The sequence below is a fragment of the Microbacterium sp. Kw_RZR3 genome (assembly GCF_029222405.1).
Taxonomy (GTDB): domain Bacteria; phylum Actinomycetota; class Actinomycetes; order Actinomycetales; family Microbacteriaceae; genus Microbacterium.
The window spans coordinates 13,241-30,385 of the sequence record NZ_JARHXC010000179.1; the positions used below are offsets into that span (position 1 = coordinate 13,241).

At 66.2% G+C, this 17,145-nt stretch carries 14 protein-coding genes and 2 tRNA genes; 8 read left to right on the forward strand and 8 right to left on the reverse strand.

Annotation, left to right across the window (positions count from 1 at the left end; genetic code table 11):
- Positions 1-41: 41 nt before the first annotated feature.
- Positions 42-1,475, forward strand: coding sequence for a PLP-dependent aminotransferase family protein (locus P2P98_RS09355; RefSeq protein ID WP_275799395.1), 1,434 nt, complete (start codon positions 42-44; stop codon positions 1,473-1,475).
- 62 nt (positions 1,476-1,537) lie between these two features.
- On the opposite strand, the gene P2P98_RS09360 is transcribed toward P2P98_RS09355, so the two are convergent.
- Positions 1,538-2,989: an HNH endonuclease signature motif containing protein gene (locus P2P98_RS09360; protein WP_275799396.1), complete on the reverse strand. Its 1,452-nt coding sequence runs from the start codon at positions 2,987-2,989 to the stop codon at positions 1,538-1,540.
- Between the two features lie 130 nt (positions 2,990-3,119).
- Positions 3,120-4,700 (reverse strand): NAD(P)/FAD-dependent oxidoreductase, encoded by a 1,581-nt coding sequence (locus tag P2P98_RS09365; RefSeq protein WP_275799397.1) that lies wholly within the window; start codon positions 4,698-4,700, stop codon positions 3,120-3,122.
- Positions 4,701-4,761: 61 nt separating this feature from the next.
- Between P2P98_RS09365 and P2P98_RS09370 the strand changes: the two genes are divergently transcribed.
- From P2P98_RS09370 to P2P98_RS09385, 4 genes are all read left to right on the forward strand, one after another.
- The gene (locus tag P2P98_RS09370; protein ID WP_275799398.1) at positions 4,762-5,562 is read left to right on the forward strand and encodes an inositol monophosphatase family protein; all 801 of its coding nucleotides are present in this window, start codon (positions 4,762-4,764) and stop codon (positions 5,560-5,562) included.
- A gap of 213 nt (positions 5,563-5,775) precedes the next feature.
- Entirely contained in the window at positions 5,776-7,293 is a 1,518-nt protein-coding gene (locus P2P98_RS09375; protein ID WP_275799399.1) for a peptidoglycan DD-metalloendopeptidase family protein, read from the forward strand.
- A gap of 64 nt (positions 7,294-7,357) precedes the next feature.
- Positions 7,358-7,429, forward strand: a tRNA-Thr gene (locus tag P2P98_RS09380).
- A 33-nt stretch (positions 7,430-7,462) separates the two neighbouring features.
- Positions 7,463-7,536, forward strand: a tRNA-Met gene (locus P2P98_RS09385).
- A gap of 834 nt (positions 7,537-8,370) precedes the next feature.
- Here P2P98_RS09385 and P2P98_RS09390 read toward each other — a convergent pair.
- Positions 8,371-8,889 carry a hypothetical protein gene (locus P2P98_RS09390; protein ID WP_275799400.1) on the reverse strand — a complete coding sequence of 173 codons (519 nt, stop codon included), beginning with the start codon at positions 8,887-8,889 and terminating at the stop codon, positions 8,371-8,373.
- A 408-nt stretch (positions 8,890-9,297) separates the two neighbouring features.
- Between P2P98_RS09390 and P2P98_RS09395 the strand changes: the two genes are divergently transcribed.
- Entirely contained in the window at positions 9,298-10,227 is a 930-nt protein-coding gene (locus P2P98_RS09395; RefSeq protein ID WP_275799402.1) for an alpha/beta hydrolase, read from the forward strand.
- Positions 10,228-11,004: 777 nt separating this feature from the next.
- On the opposite strand, the gene P2P98_RS09400 is transcribed toward P2P98_RS09395, so the two are convergent.
- A complete protein-coding gene (locus tag P2P98_RS09400; RefSeq protein ID WP_275799403.1) occupies positions 11,005-11,259 on the reverse strand; it encodes a type II toxin-antitoxin system Phd/YefM family antitoxin in 255 nt (84 codons plus the stop codon).
- 53 nt (positions 11,260-11,312) lie between these two features.
- Between P2P98_RS09400 and P2P98_RS09405 the strand changes: the two genes are divergently transcribed.
- On the forward strand, positions 11,313-12,527 hold the full coding sequence (locus P2P98_RS09405) for an MFS transporter (RefSeq protein WP_275799404.1): 1,215 nt from the start codon (positions 11,313-11,315) through the stop codon (positions 12,525-12,527).
- Positions 12,528-12,577: 50 nt separating this feature from the next.
- On the opposite strand, the gene P2P98_RS09410 is transcribed toward P2P98_RS09405, so the two are convergent.
- Positions 12,578-12,937 (reverse strand): hypothetical protein, encoded by a 360-nt coding sequence (locus P2P98_RS09410; RefSeq protein WP_275799406.1) that lies wholly within the window; start codon positions 12,935-12,937, stop codon positions 12,578-12,580.
- 353 nt (positions 12,938-13,290) lie between these two features.
- Here P2P98_RS09410 and P2P98_RS09415 point away from each other — a divergent pair, with 353 nt between their 5' ends.
- The gene (locus P2P98_RS09415; RefSeq protein WP_275799407.1) at positions 13,291-13,875 is read left to right on the forward strand and encodes a 2'-5' RNA ligase family protein; all 585 of its coding nucleotides are present in this window, start codon (positions 13,291-13,293) and stop codon (positions 13,873-13,875) included.
- 412 nt (positions 13,876-14,287) lie between these two features.
- Here the strand turns inward: P2P98_RS09415 and P2P98_RS09420 are convergent, their stop codons facing one another.
- From P2P98_RS09420 to P2P98_RS09430, 3 genes are all read right to left on the reverse strand, one after another.
- Positions 14,288-14,890, reverse strand: a complete 603-nt coding sequence (locus P2P98_RS09420) for a GrpB family protein (protein ID WP_275799408.1) — start codon at positions 14,888-14,890, stop codon at positions 14,288-14,290.
- 1 nt (position 14,891) lies between these two features.
- Positions 14,892-15,305, reverse strand: coding sequence for a hypothetical protein (locus P2P98_RS09425; RefSeq protein ID WP_275799409.1), 414 nt, complete (start codon positions 15,303-15,305; stop codon positions 14,892-14,894).
- A 1,180-nt stretch (positions 15,306-16,485) separates the two neighbouring features.
- Positions 16,486-17,145, reverse strand: a 660-nt coding sequence (locus tag P2P98_RS09430) for an IS3 family transposase (RefSeq protein ID WP_275799410.1), incomplete at its 5' end; no start/stop codon positions are given.

Sequence of the window (17,145 nt, forward strand, 5' to 3'; positions counted from 1 at the left end):
AATTCGTGCCGTTCCGCGTGGACCAGTGGCAAACTGTCGCGGTGATCTCCCTTGGCATCCTGGATCGACGCTCCGCCGTGCCCCTGCATGAGCAACTCGCGCACGGCTTGCGAGCCGCCGTTCTGGACGGGCGCGTGAGCGGGGGAGAGCCGGTGCCCTCCACGCGCGCCCTCGCCGCCGACCTGGGTGTCGCCCGGGGAACGGTCGTGGCGGCGTACGAGATCCTCGCGGGCGAGGGCTACCTTCTCGCCACTCCGGGGGGAGGGACGGTGGTCGCCGATCTCGTTACCCGTTCGGCCGAGCGACCCGCGCCGACGGTGGTGCCCGCGGCCGCGTCGGACGATGAGGTCGATCTCAGTCCCGGCCGCCCCCGCACCGAGGGTCTCTCCGACGCAGCCTGGCGCTCGGCCTGGCGGCGGGCGGCCGCCCTCGACCCGGCGTCGGACGTCGACGACGCGCGGGGCCTTCCCGCCCTGCGCGCGGAGATCGCGCGGCACCTCGGGCGCACCCGCGGTCTCGGGGTCGCGGCGGACGACGTCATCGTCACCGCCGGCACCAGCGATGCGATGCTGCTGACCCTGCTCGCGCTCGGATCCGAGCGCGGTCGGGAGCGACTTCGCGTGGGCATCGAGGATCCGGGCTACCCTCGCGTGCGCATGGTCCTTCGGCGGCTCGGCATCGAGGCGGTGCCGGTCCCCGTACGGGTGGGATCCGGGCTCGATTTCGACGCCCTCGCTCAGCACCGCGATCTCGACGCGCTGATCGTGACGCCGAATCACCACTATCCGCTGGGAAGCCGACTGGATGCCGAGCAGCGGGCGATCCTTCTCGCCTGGGCCGCGGACGAGGGCGTGATCGTCATCGAGGACGACTACGACAGCGAGTTCCCGCACGGGCGGGCACCCCTGCCGCCCTTGGCGCTCCTGGATCCGTCCCGCGTGGTGCTGATCGGCAGCATGTCGAAGGTCCTGGCGCCGGCGCTGCGGTGCGGGTGGGTCGTTGCCTCCGGAGCGATGGGTGAGCGCATCCGCGCGACACGGGAGGACCTCGATCTCCCGGTCTCTCTCGTGCAGCAGCATGCGCTCGCGCTGTACCTCGCCGAGGGGGCGCTCGCCCGCCATACGGCCCGACGGCGGCGCGACTACCGGCATCGTCGGCAGCTGTTGCTCGAGGCGTTCGCAGGAGTGCCGGGAGTCCAGCTCGTGGCAACGGATGGCGGGCTGCACGCGGTGGTCCTGCTCCCCGGGCAGGGAGTCGACGCGGAGCCCGCGATCGTGGCCGGCGTGGCTGAGCGCGGTGTGCGGGTCGAACCCCTGTCGCGGTATGCGGCGGGCGCTGCGTCTGCGCCGCTTCCCGCGGGTTTCGTGTTCGGGTACGCCGAGCCGTCGACCGTCGTGTTGATGCAGGCGGTCGGCGCGATGATCGACGTCCTCCGAGCACATGTCGCGGGCGACGAAGGGGAAGAGGCGCGGTGACGGCCTGGCAAGACCTTCTCACTTCGGCTGCGGATACGCCCGTTCAAGGTTGTCGCTCTCGTTCAGAACGGTGCCCTGTCCGGCGGGGTCGACGTCCCCGTCGTGTGGCCCTCGCCCGCTCCGTCTGAATCCGGGAGGAACATGATCCGCGGCGGCGGAGTCTCCGTCACGTGCTGACCCAGCGGACTCCGGAAGCGGAGCGTGCCGTCAGACTCCTGAGTCACGCTCCACGCCGTCTCGGTCTTGAGGGTGTGATGCCGCACGCACAGGTGGCACAGGTTCGTCAGCGTGGTCGCGCCGCCGTGCTGTGCTTCGTGATTGTGATCGAGCTGGCACCGGGTCAGCGGTGCACGGCACCCCGGAGCGCGACAGTGCTGGTCGCGCGCAGCGAGGTAGCGGCGCTGGGCGGCGGACGGGCTGTAACGGTCGACCTCGAGCACCGTGCCCGTGACGGGGTCGCACAGGACGCGATCCCACCCCGGAGCGTGGGCAGCGAGGTGCCGTGCCGACTCCGGGTCGATGGGGCTTCGCCCGGCGACGGCCGCACCCGCGTCGGTGTGCCCGAGGAGCGTCAGCACGGGCACAGTGATCTGGACCTGAGCGCGAATCGCGCCGAGGCCGCCGGGACACGTCGCCTCGGTCGTCGGGTCGATCGTCGGAGCGGCCGTCAGGAGAAGGTCGGCGCAGAGATCGGCCCCGATCTGCGCGAGCGTCCGCTCGTCAGGGGAAACGCGAGGGGTGTCCGCCCGTGAAGGGGTCGCGCGATCGGCCGCTGTCGCGGTGTCACCGGGGAGCCCGCCCGTCGCGAGCTCGTCGGTTCCGCCATCTCCGGCCACCGCTCTGCTCGACGCCCGGATCACCGCGGCCTGTCGGCGCAGACGGTCCCGGATGCCATAGGCCACGGTCGCGGACAGGATGACGCTCAGCTCGGCCATGCCGTCCGCGAGGTCGCGAACGCTCACTCCCCGCGCTCGTGCTGCGCGGGCATGCCGAGTTGTCATCCCCTCCGGCTGAACACTCTCCGCGAGTTCGCGCGCGAAGGCCCGCACGCGCGCCGGGGAGTCTCGTTCCGCGCGGGAGAGAACGACCTCCTCCCACCCTCTTCGCGTCTCGTCGTCATCAATGGCGACCCCTGTCTCGAGCACCGCCTGAACGTGCCGGAGCGTGATGCGACCCGATTCGAGCGCATCGACCGTTGAGCTGAATTTCTCGGTCAGCGTGTACGCGTCGTCGAGCTCTCGCTGGACGGTCAGGTCGTGCGACTTGGTCGCCACCGCGATCTCGAGAGCCGCCGAACGGATCGGCATCTCGCGTTCTCGTGACGCGCGGGAGCCTGCCCGTTCGACCTCTGCGAGTGCGATCTGCATGACCTCTGCTCGCTGCCGGATCAGCGTGGCCTGCAGGCGCGCGACGTCGGCGGTGACCGCGCGGATCTCGGCGACCAGCGCGCGGAGGCGGTCGCCGTCGTCGGGACTCGGCCCCATGGGAGAGGGGGGAGCGAGGAGATCGGTCATGGCTCCATGATAGAAACTATGTTCGAATGTCTCAATCGAACTCACCCCGCTGTCGCGGAATCTCACCCGAGTACGCGCGCGCCGTCGCCGTCGCACTCGAGGCCTCCGACCTCGAGCGCCCCCACCCTCCTCACCCCGCCAGAATCTCCAACGCCGCCATCGCCGCGTTCTGTCCGCCGATCCCGCTCACCGCGCCGCCGCGCTGCGCGCTCGACCCGCACAGCAGCACGCGCGAGTGCGCCGTCGCCACGCCCCATCGAGCGGCCGGGGCGGCTACGGGCGCAGAGAGCCACGGCCACGACAGTCCGCCGTGGAAGATGTTCCCGCCGACCATGTTGAGCGACTCCTCGAGATCCGCGGTGGTGCGCGCCTCGATGCACAACCGCCCGTCCGGCGCCCGCAGGATGCAGTCTCGAAGCGGCTCGTCGAGCACCGCGTCGAGGGATTGCTGCGCTGCCGCCAACAGGCGCGCGCCGGCCGCGACGGGATCGGTGTCGTCGATGAGGCGATGCGGCACGTGAAGCCCGAAGAGCGTCAACGTCTGCGCTCCGCTCGCGCGCAACTCCTCGCCGAGGATCGACGGGTCGGTCAGCGAGTGGCAGTAGATCTCGAGGGGCAGCGGATCCGGCAGCATCCCACCCGTCGCCGCCACGAAGGCCGAGTCGAGCTGTGTCATGGTCTCGTTGACGTGGAACGTTCCCGCGAACGCCGCCTCGGGTGAGACGGAGCGATCGCGGAGACGCGGAAGCCGCGACAGCAGCATGTTGACCTTGACCTGGGCTCCTTCGGGCTCGTCGACCGAGGTAGGGGTCCCACCCGCCGTCAGGAGCCGCGCGAGCACCGCTTCCCCGACGCCGCTGAGCACCAGTGAGCCGTAGAACACCTCGGGTCGATCGGTCACACCGTGCACTTCTCCGTCGGGGGAGACCGAGATGACGTCGACGCCCGTGAGGATCTCGGCCCCGGCTTCGCGCGCGACCCGCTCGAGCTCGGCCGTGACAGCGCCCATCCCGCCCACGGGGACGTCCCAGTGCCCGGTCTCGCCGCCGATCACGTGATAGAGGAAGCACCGGTTCTGCGCGAGCGACGGATCGTCCGACGACGCGAAGGTCCCGATGAGTCCGTCGGTCAGCGCGATCCCGCGAACGAGGTCGCTCTCGAACGACGAGCGCAGCAGGTCGCCGAGCGGACGCGAGGTCAGCGCCGACCACAGCTCGTCGTCACCCACGCGGTCCCGAACCTCGTCCTCGGTCGGCAGCGGCTCCGTCATGGTCGGGAAGACCGCGCGCGCCAGCGGCGCCAGACGCTCCCCGAACGCCGCGTACCTCTCGGCGTCGCCGGCATCACCGAGCGTTCGGGTGAACGAGGCGGCGGTGGCCTCGGCATCCTGGGTGTCGATCAGGATCCCGCGCGATGGATCAGCCGGATCCGGCGTGTACGACGAGTACCGCCGACGCCGTAGGTCGATCCGCAGGCCGAGATCGTCGATGATCTTCTGCGGCAGCAGACTGACCAGGTACGAGTACCGCGACAGGCGTGCATCGACCCCCGCCCACGGCCGTTCCGACACGGCGGCGCCGCCCACGGCATCCGTTCGTTCGAGAACCACCACCGACCGCCCTGCCCGGGCGAGGTAGGCCGCGGCAACGAGGGCATTGTGCCCTCCTCCCACGATGACGACGTCGTACCGGCGAGTTTCCGAAGCGGTCATGCCCCCACGCTAACGACGGCGGCGGATTCGGCCGAGGGGGTGGCGCAGTAGCGTGGATGCCATGACCCTCGCTGCGGAACTACTCGACATCGCCACGCGCATTGCCCGAGAGGCCGGTGACCTCGCACGTCGCCGCCGAGAAGAAGGAGTGACGGTCGCCGCGACCAAATCGGCCGCCGCCGACATCGTCACCGCCGCCGATCGCGAGGTCGAGGCGTTCGTGCGCGCCGAGCTGGAGCGCGTGCGTCCGGGGGACGGGTTCTTCGGCGAGGAGTCCGCGGCCACCGAGAGCGCCACCGGCGTCACGTGGGTCGTCGACCCGATCGATGGCACCGTCAACTACGCCTACGGTATCCCGGCGTGGGCGGTCAGCATCGCCGCCGTCGAGGGCCCCGCGGATCCGGCCGAGTGGGTCGCGCTCGCCGGTGCGGTCTACAACCCCCTGACCGGCGAGATGTTCCGCGCCTCGCGCGGTGGGGGCGCCTGGCTCGGTGACACGCGTCTCGCGGTGACGAACGATGTGGGCGAGGCCGGGGGCCTCGTCGCCACCGGCTTCGGATACGACCCCGCCACGCACCCGCCCACTCTTGCTCAGCTCGGCCGGGTCATGCCCATCGCGCGCGACGTCCGCCGCATCGGGGCGGCCTCGCTCGACCTCGCCTCGGTCGCCGCCGGACGAATGGATGCCTATTACGAGAAGGGCACCAACCCCTGGGATCACGCGGCGGGGGCGCTCCTCGTCGAGGAAGCGGGTGGCATGCTCGGGGGCGCTCCCGGGGGCCGTCCGGGCAAGGGAATGGTCATCGCCGCGGGGCCCGCGTTCTTCCCGCGCCTGGAGGAACTCCTCGACTACGACAGGTGAGATCGGGGCCGCGCTCATGACATTCCCAGTCCCGTCGGGTTAGTCTGTTTACCCGATCGTTATTTTCGCGACCCGAACAAGCGGAAATGGCAGAAGCCCCGAAAGCCCGAAGCCGTCGCGCCCGCGACACGACACGAGAGCCATCGCGCGTTGCCGTCAGAAGCCCCAGAGACTGAGCCCGCCCGCACCCGGCGATCCAGTCGACCCACCGCCGTGCCCGCCTCGACCCCGCAGCTCACGCGGGCCGAGATGCGCCGCCGCACCGCCCCCGCCGCCCTGGACGAGTCGACTCCGGATGCCGCCACCCCGAGCGAGCCCGCTCCGGTCGATGCCGAGGTGGCCGCCCAGTCGGCCATGGTCGAGCAGGTTGCCGCGGCCGTCGTCGAGACCGTCATCGCCGCGACGATCGAGCCCACGCTTCCTCCCCGCCGACGGTTGAGCCGCGCGGCCGAGGCGACTCCGGCTTCCGAGCAGCGTTCCTCCGAGGCCGGCGTCGAGGTCCTGGCATCCGAGTCCTCCTCCGTCGACGCCGATGCCCTGTCGGTCACCGTCGTCGACGAGCGCCAGTCCGACGAGGGCGACATCGCGGTCATCCTGCAGAGCGCCGAGCCCGCGACCGCGACCACCCCGGTCACGCTGCCGACCTCTCCCATCACTCTTCCCGCCACGCGGCGGACCCGTCGTCGACTCGTGGCCCCCGCGGAGATCGCGGACACCGAGGCGTCGGAGCCGCAGCCCCAGACTGTGAAGCCCGAGGCCGCGAAGCCCGCGCAGGACGCGCCCACGGGCGCTTCTTTCGGTCCGGCCGCGGCCGCGCCCGCTGACAGCGACGTCGTCGACGAATTCGAGGCGGCCGCCCGCCTCTTCGCTTTCACCGGCGAGACCCCCGTGCAGTCGGCCCCCAAGGTCGCCGCCCCCACCCAGCCCGTCACTCAGGGGCTCCCCGTCGCCGCGGCTCCCCGCACGCGACGCAATGGCCGCCGCATCGCGGCCGCGTCGTTCTCGGTCGGTGTCATGGGTCTCGTCGGCCTGATGACCGTCGGCATGACCATGCCCGTGAGCGCGCTGGCTTCGGCCAGCGGCACCTCGAGCGTCACGGCGCCCGACACCACGCAGCCCGCGACCGTCACGCTCGCCGCCGGTGACACGTCGGGTGGAGACGTCGGCGACAGCCAGGCCATCCAGGCGTACGTGGCCCCCGCGGAGTCGCAGGCCGCCGTCGTCGACCGCGCCGATGACGGCTACCAGGCATCGACCTACGCGCAGATGGCCATCGACTCGGGCATCAAGTACCCCTCGAACTTCTACGTCAACAACCCGAACTCGCCCATCCAGTGGCCCTTCGCGGTCGGCGTGTCGATCTCGTACGGCTTCGGCATGCGCGACGGCGGCTTCCACGAGGGCGCCGACTTCGTGCCCGGCGAGGGTGCCCCCGTGCAGGCGATCGCCGACGGCACCGTCCGCATCGCGACCGAGCAGGGCGGGGCCTTCGGCGTCACCGTGCTGATCGACCACGAGATCGACGGTCAGCTCGTCTCGAGCCGCTACGGACACATGCAGTACGGCTCGCTGCAGGTGACCCCGGGCGAGCACGTGCACGTCGGACAGTTCCTCGGACGCACCGGCAACACCGGTCGCTCGTTCGGTGCTCACACGCACGTCGAGATCCTTCAGAACGGCACCACGCCGATCGACCCGATCGCGTGGCTGCGGCAGCACGCGGGAGGCTGACCGATTGGGGGATCGGGCCTCGGCTCTGATATCCTCTTCTAGTTGCCCGGAGAGATCCGGGTACGCCCCGATAGCTCAGTGGCAGAGCACTTCCATGGTAAGGAAGGGGTCGTCAGTTCAATCCTGACTCGGGGCTCAAGGCATCACTTTCGAACACCGGATGCCGTGCGGCGGGGTAGCTCAGTTGGTGAGAGCGCACGACTCATAATCGTGAGGTCGCGGGTTCAAGCCCCGCTCCCGCTACTTCTCAGAGGGGTTAGCTGCCTTACTCGAACAATCCTCGAGGCCAGGGCGGACCCTCCGCGTGGATCGCGCGGTGGTTGCTTAGATCGATGTTCTCCGGGAAACGCTTTCCTTGCCCGTCGCGGAACTATTGGTTCGTACCAAGCTCGGCCCGGAAACGATCGTTTTCGGCGACCACCTACTCCGATGCGACTCTGCATGGCGGGAGGTCCACGGTGCCGGCGGATCCGCACGTCAGTCGCATGCCCCATGTTCGATCGCGCCGACAGTTCACCATCTTGAACTCCGACCAGTCGTAGCTTCCGAACTTGCCGGGCCATGCCCAGAAGATGACTGCGGAGTCTTCGAATTTCACCTCAATGCCGGTCTCGGAGAACCAGTCCCACGTTGCAGCACCCGAGTAGACCTCACCTGTGTCGTCCCAACAGATTCCGGAATCGGTCCTCACCCATTGCCCTTCTGGCACATTCGTCAGTTCGGCATTACCCCCGGGCGAGATCATCAACGACATTCTCGGGTCCGTATCGCTGGCATCGGTATCGTTCCGGCCCCCGTCCCAGGCCGCCGGAGGCTGCGGTCTGGATTCGGGTTCGCGCCCACCGCAAGCCGCTAGTCCAATGGTCAGGAGAAGGGTGGCAGAGGCTATCGCGGCTAGGCGTCGGAGCATTGCATCATCTCTGTTGGTAGGCCAGTGGGGACACTCTGAGGCGTCGATGTTGCGGGCTCCGGAGATGAGCCCATCCGCGTGGGGACTGCCGCACGAGCCGACCTCGTTGACCCCGTCCTCTGCTGGTTTCGACGCAAGCTAGCGGCGCGGGCCGAGCAACCCAAGGTTCACTCCGCCGAGAACAATTGATCTCGCGCTACCCCCGTTGAATCAGCTTTGCGCCCGATGACCATCACAGCGGTTGCAAGGACCATGCCGAGGAGTCCGACGAGTGCTCCGGGGATAGTCAGCCCTGTCAAAGTCATAAGGTCGCTATTCGATCCGCTTGTCGCGCCAACGAGATAGGCGGCAACCGTGACGCTCGCCCAGACCAGCGTCACCGTGGACGTCAGCAGAAGAGAGGGAGCCGCGGTAAGGGTCCCGAGACCGCTTATGCACCTCGCAGCGCCTACGCAAAGGCCCATGGCCAAGAGCGCGAGAGCGGAGGCAATTGCGATCGCATAGCCTTCCTCTCCTTCGTCTGTGTAGCTAGCCGTGGACGCGAAGAAGAGAACCGCAGTCAGGACGCAGAACACGGCGATTGATACGCAGACCAAGGCTGCGAACGCGGCGCGCCAATGGATAGCCCGCCGCTCTCGAGCATGCAGTGCGCCGGGCGATTCAGACCTGATTCTGGTGACCCCCACGCCGCGAGCCTAGTCCCGTTTGCCTGTCAACTCCGTACGTGGTGTCGCGAAGTCGACTGATCTCCGACGGCGCTAGCCGTTTGCGCATTTGATGAGCGTGGACGTCAACGAGCTTTGCGTAAACAGCGTTCGGCGTCTTGCGAAAACTAACCGGTTTCGGCTCGGGTGAAGCCGTGGTGAAAAGCTCCCCTGAACATGCGTGTCGAGTCGACTTGATACCCCGTGCCGAAACGAGAAATGGGTCGAACGACGTGAAGCCATATCTGGGCCACAGGTTGATGCTCGTAACGCCGGGGGCGAGTCACCTCACTTGGGGCTACCGCCGCGCGGGCGCCGGCTGGTATGAAACCGATCGTTTCTGGGTCTAGTGAGGCGCAGCGAGTCTAAGGGTGTGAACTGCCGTGGCGAATGTCGCGTTTGTCGCATTGTTTCGCGTCCGATGAGGAGGACTTCCTCGGAGGCATCGACGGCCTCCTAGAGGTGACGCGGTTGCGGCCCTACTCATGCGATCGTGGACCAGTGAGCTTCGCAGACCTGGATCTTCCTGTTGCAGTGACGACACTTGGCGAGGGTGCAGGTCCGCCGGTGATCGTCCTGCCCGGAGGGCCCTGCCGAGGACCGGAGTACTTAGGTGATCTAGCAGGCTTAGGTGAGACGCGTCAGTTGATCCTGATGCATCCCCGTGGGACCCCTAAAAGCGGCGGCCTCTCCCGCGGTTGGTGGACAGACGCGAACGACGTCATCCTGGTTGCGGATGCACTCGGCCTTCAATCCGTCGATCTCGTGGCCCACTCCGCCGGAACCAGACTCGCTCTCGCCACGGCGACCCAGTTCACGTCGCGGGTTCGTTCCATGGCTCTCATCACCCCGCCCGCATCCTGGCTCACCGACATACCGTCCGACGCCGAATCGATTGCCGAGAAATACTGCGCTCTGGAAGCTCGGGAGGCTCTTGCGCTCGTGTTGACGGACGAACCCTCCACAGAGTTCGAGTTTCATGAGGCCTTCCAAAGGCAGGCGCCTGCGAGCTACGCACACTGGACCGCGGTCGAGCAGAGCCACGCGAAATCGGGAGCCGTCAGTTTAGTAGCGGCGGCGGCATGGTTCGCCGACATTCCTCCGGACGCAGGCGATCGCATCCGAGCAACCCCACAACCACCAACCCTCGTGGTTGCGGGCGATCGGGACCTCCTGACGGGCGTCAAGCCCGTCGCTGGGTACGCCAGCCTTCTTGGCGCTGACTACGCCCTCATCGAAGAGTGCGGCCACTACCCGTGGGTCGAGCAGCCGCAAGCGTTCCGCGGCCGACTGGACGCCTGGCTGAACCGACACGTCTGAGACTCAAGCCGCCGCATGGTCGCGTGACACACCGCGTACATCGGCGTACGTGGGGACTGGCATCGCGGTAGGCGCGGAGTGTTCTCAAACACCGAGCCGTTGGCATCGGCGCCCCTCACGCACGCGTACAACGACCTGTGATAGCGGGCGGACGAAGACTCGAACGCCGCCTAGGTTCGACTCCCACCCCGGGGCCGGCGCTGGATACCTGCCCGAACTAGGGCTTGACGGACACCGTTGTAGCTGACGTCGAAGTGGGCCGCGGTAGCCGCGAGCGACTTGCCGCTCTTATAGAGCGCAGTGGCTTCGCGCACCTGCTCTTCCGACAGGGGCTGACGCCGAAGCTGAACGCCTTCGTCGCGGAGCAGCTTCAGCAGGCCACCCTTCGAAAGGGTGTAGTCGACGCAGAGAGATGGGGTTGTCGCGCCGGACTGGTACTTCTTTACGATCTCATCGACGAGAGAGGGATCAAGCCGACGGCGCAGGAGTCGAGGCGACCTCTTGGAGGGTGCATTGAATACGGGCGTATTCGGCGCTAGGCCAGCCAGTTTCTTCAGTTCCACCAGGGGTGGCGGCAGAAGTGCCGATTTATTCGAGTTGCGGTGTACTGGGCCTACTTCAGGGATAGGACTCGAGTCTTACTCGAACAATTGACCAAGGCCAAGGCGCGGCACCTCCGCGGCGATGGCTCAGACACGTTCTCTTCCTTGCCCTATCGCGGGTCGCGAGACCATGCTGACCTGCTTTTCGTTGAGTCCAAGCAGCAGAGAGTCGCGGTCACCGGTACTCCGGGTCCGACTGAGCAGCGATCTGCCTGACCGGCATGGAGTGGTTGCTCAGATCGATCACCGTGTTCTGGAATTCGCCGTCCGTTGCCTGGGTCAGCTCGGGAGATAGGTGCTCGATCGGGACGAGAGCAGCTACGCCCTTGCCGTGCCGGGTCAGGACGATGGACTCGCCCCCGAATCGGACGCGGTTGACGAGTTCCGAGAGCTGACCGCGGGCCTCGGAAACTGGAACTTCGTCCGTCATGACACCATGCTACATTATGTGAAATTTGTACAAAATGTAGCGAGGCGAGGTACGTGGTCTATCGGGCGGAGGACGGTCGTAGCTTCGGGTGGCTGTGGGGCGCCACGGTAGGGGCCGCGCTGGGTGACGGTTTATCGATGACGGCCTTCCCGTTGTTGGTCGCCAGTCAGACGCGGGATCCGTTCATCGTCTCTCTTCTGCAGGTCGCGACAGGCCTACCTTGGCTGCTGTTCGGTCTCTTGGCGGGGGCCCTGGTCGATCGATGGGACCGCCGAGCGGTCATGTGGCGCACTGACCTGGCACGCCTTTGCATCGCCCTCTCGCTCGGGGTGCTGGTCGCGCTCGGTCATGCGCCGGTGGCCGTCGTTCTGCTCGCGGCTTTCCTTCTTGCGTGTGGGTCGACGTTGATCCGGAGCGCGGCGCCCGCGTTGCTCCCCACGCTCGTTGCGCGTGAGAAACTGGCGCACGCGAACGGCCGCCTGCAGGCGGGTTCTACCGTTTCGGGCAGCTTCCTCGGTCCCGCCGCGGGAAGCGTGCTGTACTCCCTCTCCGCGGCCGTGCCCTTCCTCACGCAGACGTTCGCCCTGGTCGTGTCGACAGTGTGCGTGTGGCGACTCCCCGCGACCCTCGTGCCGTCAGCATCGCGAACAGGGCGCAGCTCGATCTGGGCTGAGGCCACTGACGGGGTGCGGTGGCTGGCTGCGCACCGAGTTCTGCGCTCCATTGCAGTCGGCACGATTCTGCTCGCCGCCTCAACCGGCGTGCTCCTCGCCGTTCTCGTCATTCATGTGCTGGAGTTCCTACGTCTGCCGCCCGTCGGGTACGGCGTACTCATCAGCGTGTACGCCGGCGGGAGCCTCGCGGGATCACTCCTCACCGCACGACTCCGACACACACTCGGAACCAATCGGTGTCTGCTGACTTCTGCGCTCCTCGGGACTGTGTCCATCGCAGCCCTCGCGATGGCTCCCAACGCAGCTCTCGCAGGAGGCGCCCTCTTCACCCTCGGCGTCGCAACCATGCTGTGGAACATCCTGGCGGTCACGGTCCGACAGGAACTCACCCCAAACCACCTTCTCGGGCGGGTGACGAGCGCGTTCACCGTCGCAAGCGTAGGCACCGCACCCATCGCCGCACCGCTAGGGGGCGTCGTCGCTTCTCTCACCAACACGTCGGTGGCAATCAGCGGCGCAGCGCTGCTCTGCGCATTTGCATGCATTGCCGTCGGTCGACTCCCGTACCTGGATGACACAAAATGGGCCGAATAGATGACGCCATGGTGCGAGACCGATTGACTGCGGGAGCATGTGAGTGTGCATCACACACTGCGCCTCTCAGCCCGCGTCCGTAACTCGTCGAGGGGAAAATGTTGAGCGACGTTGAGGAGCGTCTCGAGCTCCTCGAAGCCGAACTGGCCATACGCCGGCTTGTCGCCGTGTACTGTCATGGCGCTGATAAACGTGATCTTGATCGATTTCTGAGCGTGTGGGCATCGAACGCATCTTGGGTGCTCAGTGACGAGGCGACCTTCAGAGGTCACGATGCCATCGCGAGTGTCGTTCGACGCCAATGGGAAGCCTTCGCCGGTTACGTTCACTAGACCACCAATCACGTCGTCGAAGTCGACGGGGACCGAGCAAAGGGCGAGTGCGATGTCGCCGTGGCGGTCCAGCTCCACAACGGTCAGTGGCTACACTCCGGGGGCACCTACATCGACGAGTACGTTCGTAGCGACGGGCGCTGGTTGATCGCTCGGCGAGATGCCCGCCGCGGCTTCGACATCGACCCGCCGCCGGAACCTCACGATATTCCGGTTCGTTTTGACGACCTTCTCTCGTCAACTGACGAAGAGAACTGAGCCGTCCCTGTCGGCTAAAGAGCGAAGCCGTGCTCCTGACGTTTTGGTGCCAAACCGATCGGTTTCGCGCCGAGGTGTGCCGCTTCTGTCACATCAGCGCACCGTGCCTGGTCGGCGGCTAGGGTCGAATATCTCAGCGAGCGAAAGGAGCCCATCGGATGCGACGCCCCTTCATGACCGACCCCGAGCTGCTGCGCTCGTTGCGGGGCCAGCAGTACCTGGTGCTCCGCCCCGTCGCGGACGTTGCGAAGTTCTACGACGACGAACAGCGATCGCTTCGAGGTCTACTACAGACATCTCTCCCTTGTCCCAACACCGGCCATGTGACCTTGCGCGGCTTCTTCGAGCCCGAACGAGTGCAGCCGCTTGGAGATGCTCTAGCGGGGTGGGCGCAACTCCAAGCTCCCATCGATCTCCGGGTGGCAGCCGTCGACGGATTCCCGACACCATTTCAGATCGTGATCGCGCGAGCCGAACGTTCGCCATCCCTCGTGAGCGCCTACACGGCCCTCACCGAGATGCTCGACACCAGCGACTTTAGACGCATCGGCGAACTCCCGCTTTACGAGTGGGTGTTTCACCTGTCACTCCTATATGCCAGTGCCCTGCCCGAACTCGAGTGGCTGGCGCTCCACGGTCAGAGTCGGCGCGACCTTGCATCGGTGCCGGCCGAAGTGATCACCTCCGCTGAGTATGTCTGGTACGACGACGACGGCGAACACATCGAGGTCCTGCCCCTCGGCACGGATCGCTACTGACCCAACGGCGCTACCTCAAACATTGAACAAAGGCTCGGGTGCGAGCGTGGGATGCCGTGGCTATCGCTCTACCATTGAGCGCCATGCGATACCGGCTGATGAACGATTACTTAGCGGACTGGCCGTTCTGGGGGGAGGGGGAGGATGCCGGGCTGTGTGCTGCAGGTAATCCCGCGCTTCCCGCTGATCTGGAAGCCGACATTCGGGCATGGGCTGCATGCTTCAATGACCAGTTCAGTTGGGAGTATGGATGGCCGGATGAGGAGACCGCCGCTGCTCACAAAGTCGAGGGCGAACGGCTGCACCGTTGCGTACAGCGGGCCCTACCTGAGCATGACATCGTCCTCAACTACTGGGAGAAATCCGTCCGATAGGCACTCGCGCTTCGACGCATCACCGATCGACTTCGCTGCTATCGATTGATGGCTGCCCATGCCTCAAACTCCCCCTGCACCTCGTCGAAAAAAGCCGTCTTCGCCCGCGTGTAATCGTCGTAGTCGGCTTTGCCGACCTGTTGTGCACTGAGATCTCGTTTCACTGCCTCGTAGCGACTGCGAGCGTCAGGGTTAGCCCGTAACCAGTCGCGGAACCAGACCGTGTAAAAGCCCCAGGGGGAGTCTGCTCGTCGGACATGCAGGATGGCTTGGGCGTCCTCGTTCCAGAAAAGTTGCTTCTCCCATACGCGGGGATCGACCTCGACCGAGCCTCGTGGAAGGTCGCGGTCGACGCCCGGGGAATCTGGTCGGGATCCACGAGCCCTCATGTAGCCCAACGGTTGCAACCTCGCGCGGAGGTCCCCCTCGGCGGGCAGGGGAGAAATGCGTAGCTGCAGATCGATTAGAGGCTTCGCTGCAAGGCCAGGCACGGAGGTGGAGCCGATGTGATCGAGTTTCGCGGACTCGCTGCCATCCATTCCTTTCAACGCGTCGCCCACGTCAGACAGTAAACGCGATGCGCGCTGAGGCCACTCGGCTTGATGCTCGACCAGCGCAGCCGGATTTTTCTCCTCGCTCACGTCAGCTTCGCAGGGTCGCGTAGTCAGCTACGGACGTGAACTCTGCCGCGGCCGCTTGAAGTGTGGGGTCGGCGGCGATGAAGGCGTCGGCCTGCAAGGTCGCGACGGCGAGGTACTCCGCGAGCGCGGTGTCCTCCCAATCGAGTTGTCCTGCGATCTTCCACGCGGTGGCTCGGGAGACACGGTCGCCGAGCAGACGGATCTGCAGGGTGGCGAGCCCGTCGAGTTGAGCGCGCGCAACCTTCTCCTCAATCGCACCTTCGCGCATCTCGCGGTAGAGCAGGGAGAGCACGTGGCTGCGCAGCACGGCGGGACCCACGAGGCGATGCCGAGACCCGATTCCGGGATCGTCGCGAATGATTCGGAGTGCGGTGGGCGCGTCGATCGCGAAGCGCTTTCCTGCGGGCTTCATCATCTCTTCAGCCAATCCCGTTCGATCCTGGTACTCAAGTCTGAGGCGGAACACCACGGAAAAGGTGTCGCCCCCGAGGGCACAAATAGGAGTAACCAACCACTTCCACGGGACGCCTGGAAAATGGCCACTGACCCCGCTCCGCAACACCAACCTGTGGTGCAAAACCCATCGGTTCGCGCCACCAACCCGTCGAGGGTGGAGTGAGTGACGGTGTACGTATTACCGCCCTGCAGAAGACGCCTCGATCCTCTGACTCCCGAGTCAACCCTCGCCCGGACCCGATGCGAGTCGGGTGAGCCGCGTGCGCCCCGAGACGCTGGCGTAGTCGACCAGATACACATGTTGTCCCGGCCCAAGCCGGTCGATGAGATCGATTAGCGGGATACCTGACCGGAAATCGTGTTCACTGATCGACCGTGGGTAAGCCCCAGCGACGAGGAAAACGGGCATGCGTTCGATTCCGTCAACCGGGTGAGTCCTGGTCATGTGACGAGTCTGCTATGTGCGGCGGCACCGACGCCACATCGGTCGGGACAGGGCTAGCGCCAGTCCGACCGCGGGGTGGGAGTGCAACGAGCGATGTGGTGCGAAGCCGATCGGTTTTGAGCCGGGCAACGGCGCCGCGAGAAGTTTCCCTGAACGCGCTCACGGAGTGGGCTCGAAACCCCATGTCGAAACGGGAAACGGGTCGAAAAGTGTGTGGGCATTCTTGTGGCCAGGGGTCGATGCTCTCAGTGCTGGGGGGGCTCACTTATAGCTACCGCCGCGCGGACGCAGCTGAACTCCCTCTCTGATGAGGCGCTGCCGCACGTTGTTGTAGCTGGTGTCGAGGCGAGACGCGATGGTGGCGATTGGATGGCCGCGCTCGTACATCGCTCGTGCGACCTCGACCTGGTCGCTAGTGAGCGCTTGACGTCGCAGTGATGCTCCCTCGTCTCGAAGCAAGCGAAGGATGCCGGTCTTCGACAGACCGTAGGTCTCACAAAGACTTGGGGTCGTTGCGCCCGACTCGTACTCAGTGACGATTCGCTTGACCTGCGCAGGTTCGAGACGTCGCCGAAGTGATCGGCTCACCTGTTTTAGAGGGTTGGTTGAGAGAGGCAAATCTGTCGCTAGGCCAGCCAGTTTCTGCAGTTCTCCCAGGGGTGGCGGCAGCAGTGAATCGGCCTGGCTTTCGTTCCTATTGGGAGCCTTGTCCGGCAGGTGCTGGATTGGCTGATTCGAGGTCAGCGTAATACGCGTCCTCGACTTCGATCGGGGTGCGCATGTCGAGCTCGCCGTGGAGGCGGGAGTTGTTCCACCGCCACACGTATTCGAGTGTTGCCAGTTCCACCTGCTCGACGGTTCGCCAGGGGCCTCGCTGGCGGATCAGTTCGGTCTTGTAGAGGTTGTTCACGGCCTCGGCCATCGCGTTGTCAAACGAGTCGCCGACGGTTCCTGTCGAGGGGATGGCGCCGAGTTCGACGATCCGGTCGGTGTAGACCATTGCGGTGTAGTTCGATCCGTGGTCGGCGTGATGGATCAGCCCGTCGAGCCTGCCGCCGGCGTCCCACGCGGCCATGTCGAGCGCCTGCATCGGCAGGATCTCGGCCTTGAGCGTGGCGGCGACGTTCCACCCGACGATGCGTCTCGAGTAGACGTCGGTGACGAACGCGACGTACGCGAAGCCGGACCAGGTCGCGACGTAGGTCACGTCGCAGACCCAGAGCCGTCTCGGAGCCGGCGCGGTGAAGCGCCTGTTTACGAGGTCGGCGGGCAGCACCGTTGTCTTGTCGGAGCGGGTCGTGAACACCCGCTTCGACTTCCTCACGCCCCGGACACCCGCGAGACGCATAAGCCT

Bases quoted from the DNA above. Each gene is read 5' to 3' on its own strand.
- P2P98_RS09365 (WP_275799397.1), bottom strand. From the start codon at position 4,700: ATGACCGCTTCGGAAACTCGCCGGTACGACGTCGTCATCGTGGGAGGA.
- P2P98_RS09425 (WP_275799409.1), bottom strand. From the start codon at position 15,305: ATGATGAAGCCCGCAGGAAAGCGCTTCGCGATCGACGCGCCCACCGCA.
- P2P98_RS09370 (WP_275799398.1), top strand. From the start codon at position 4,762: ATGACCCTCGCTGCGGAACTACTCGACATCGCCACGCGCATTGCCCGA.
- P2P98_RS09395 (WP_275799402.1), top strand. From the start codon at position 9,298: ATGTCGCGTTTGTCGCATTGTTTCGCGTCCGATGAGGAGGACTTCCTC.
- P2P98_RS09400 (WP_275799403.1), bottom strand. From the start codon at position 11,259: ATGACGGACGAAGTTCCAGTTTCCGAGGCCCGCGGTCAGCTCTCGGAA.
- P2P98_RS09415 (WP_275799407.1), top strand. From the start codon at position 13,291: ATGACCGACCCCGAGCTGCTGCGCTCGTTGCGGGGCCAGCAGTACCTG.
- P2P98_RS09360 (WP_275799396.1), bottom strand. From the start codon at position 2,989: ATGACCGATCTCCTCGCTCCCCCCTCTCCCATGGGGCCGAGTCCCGAC.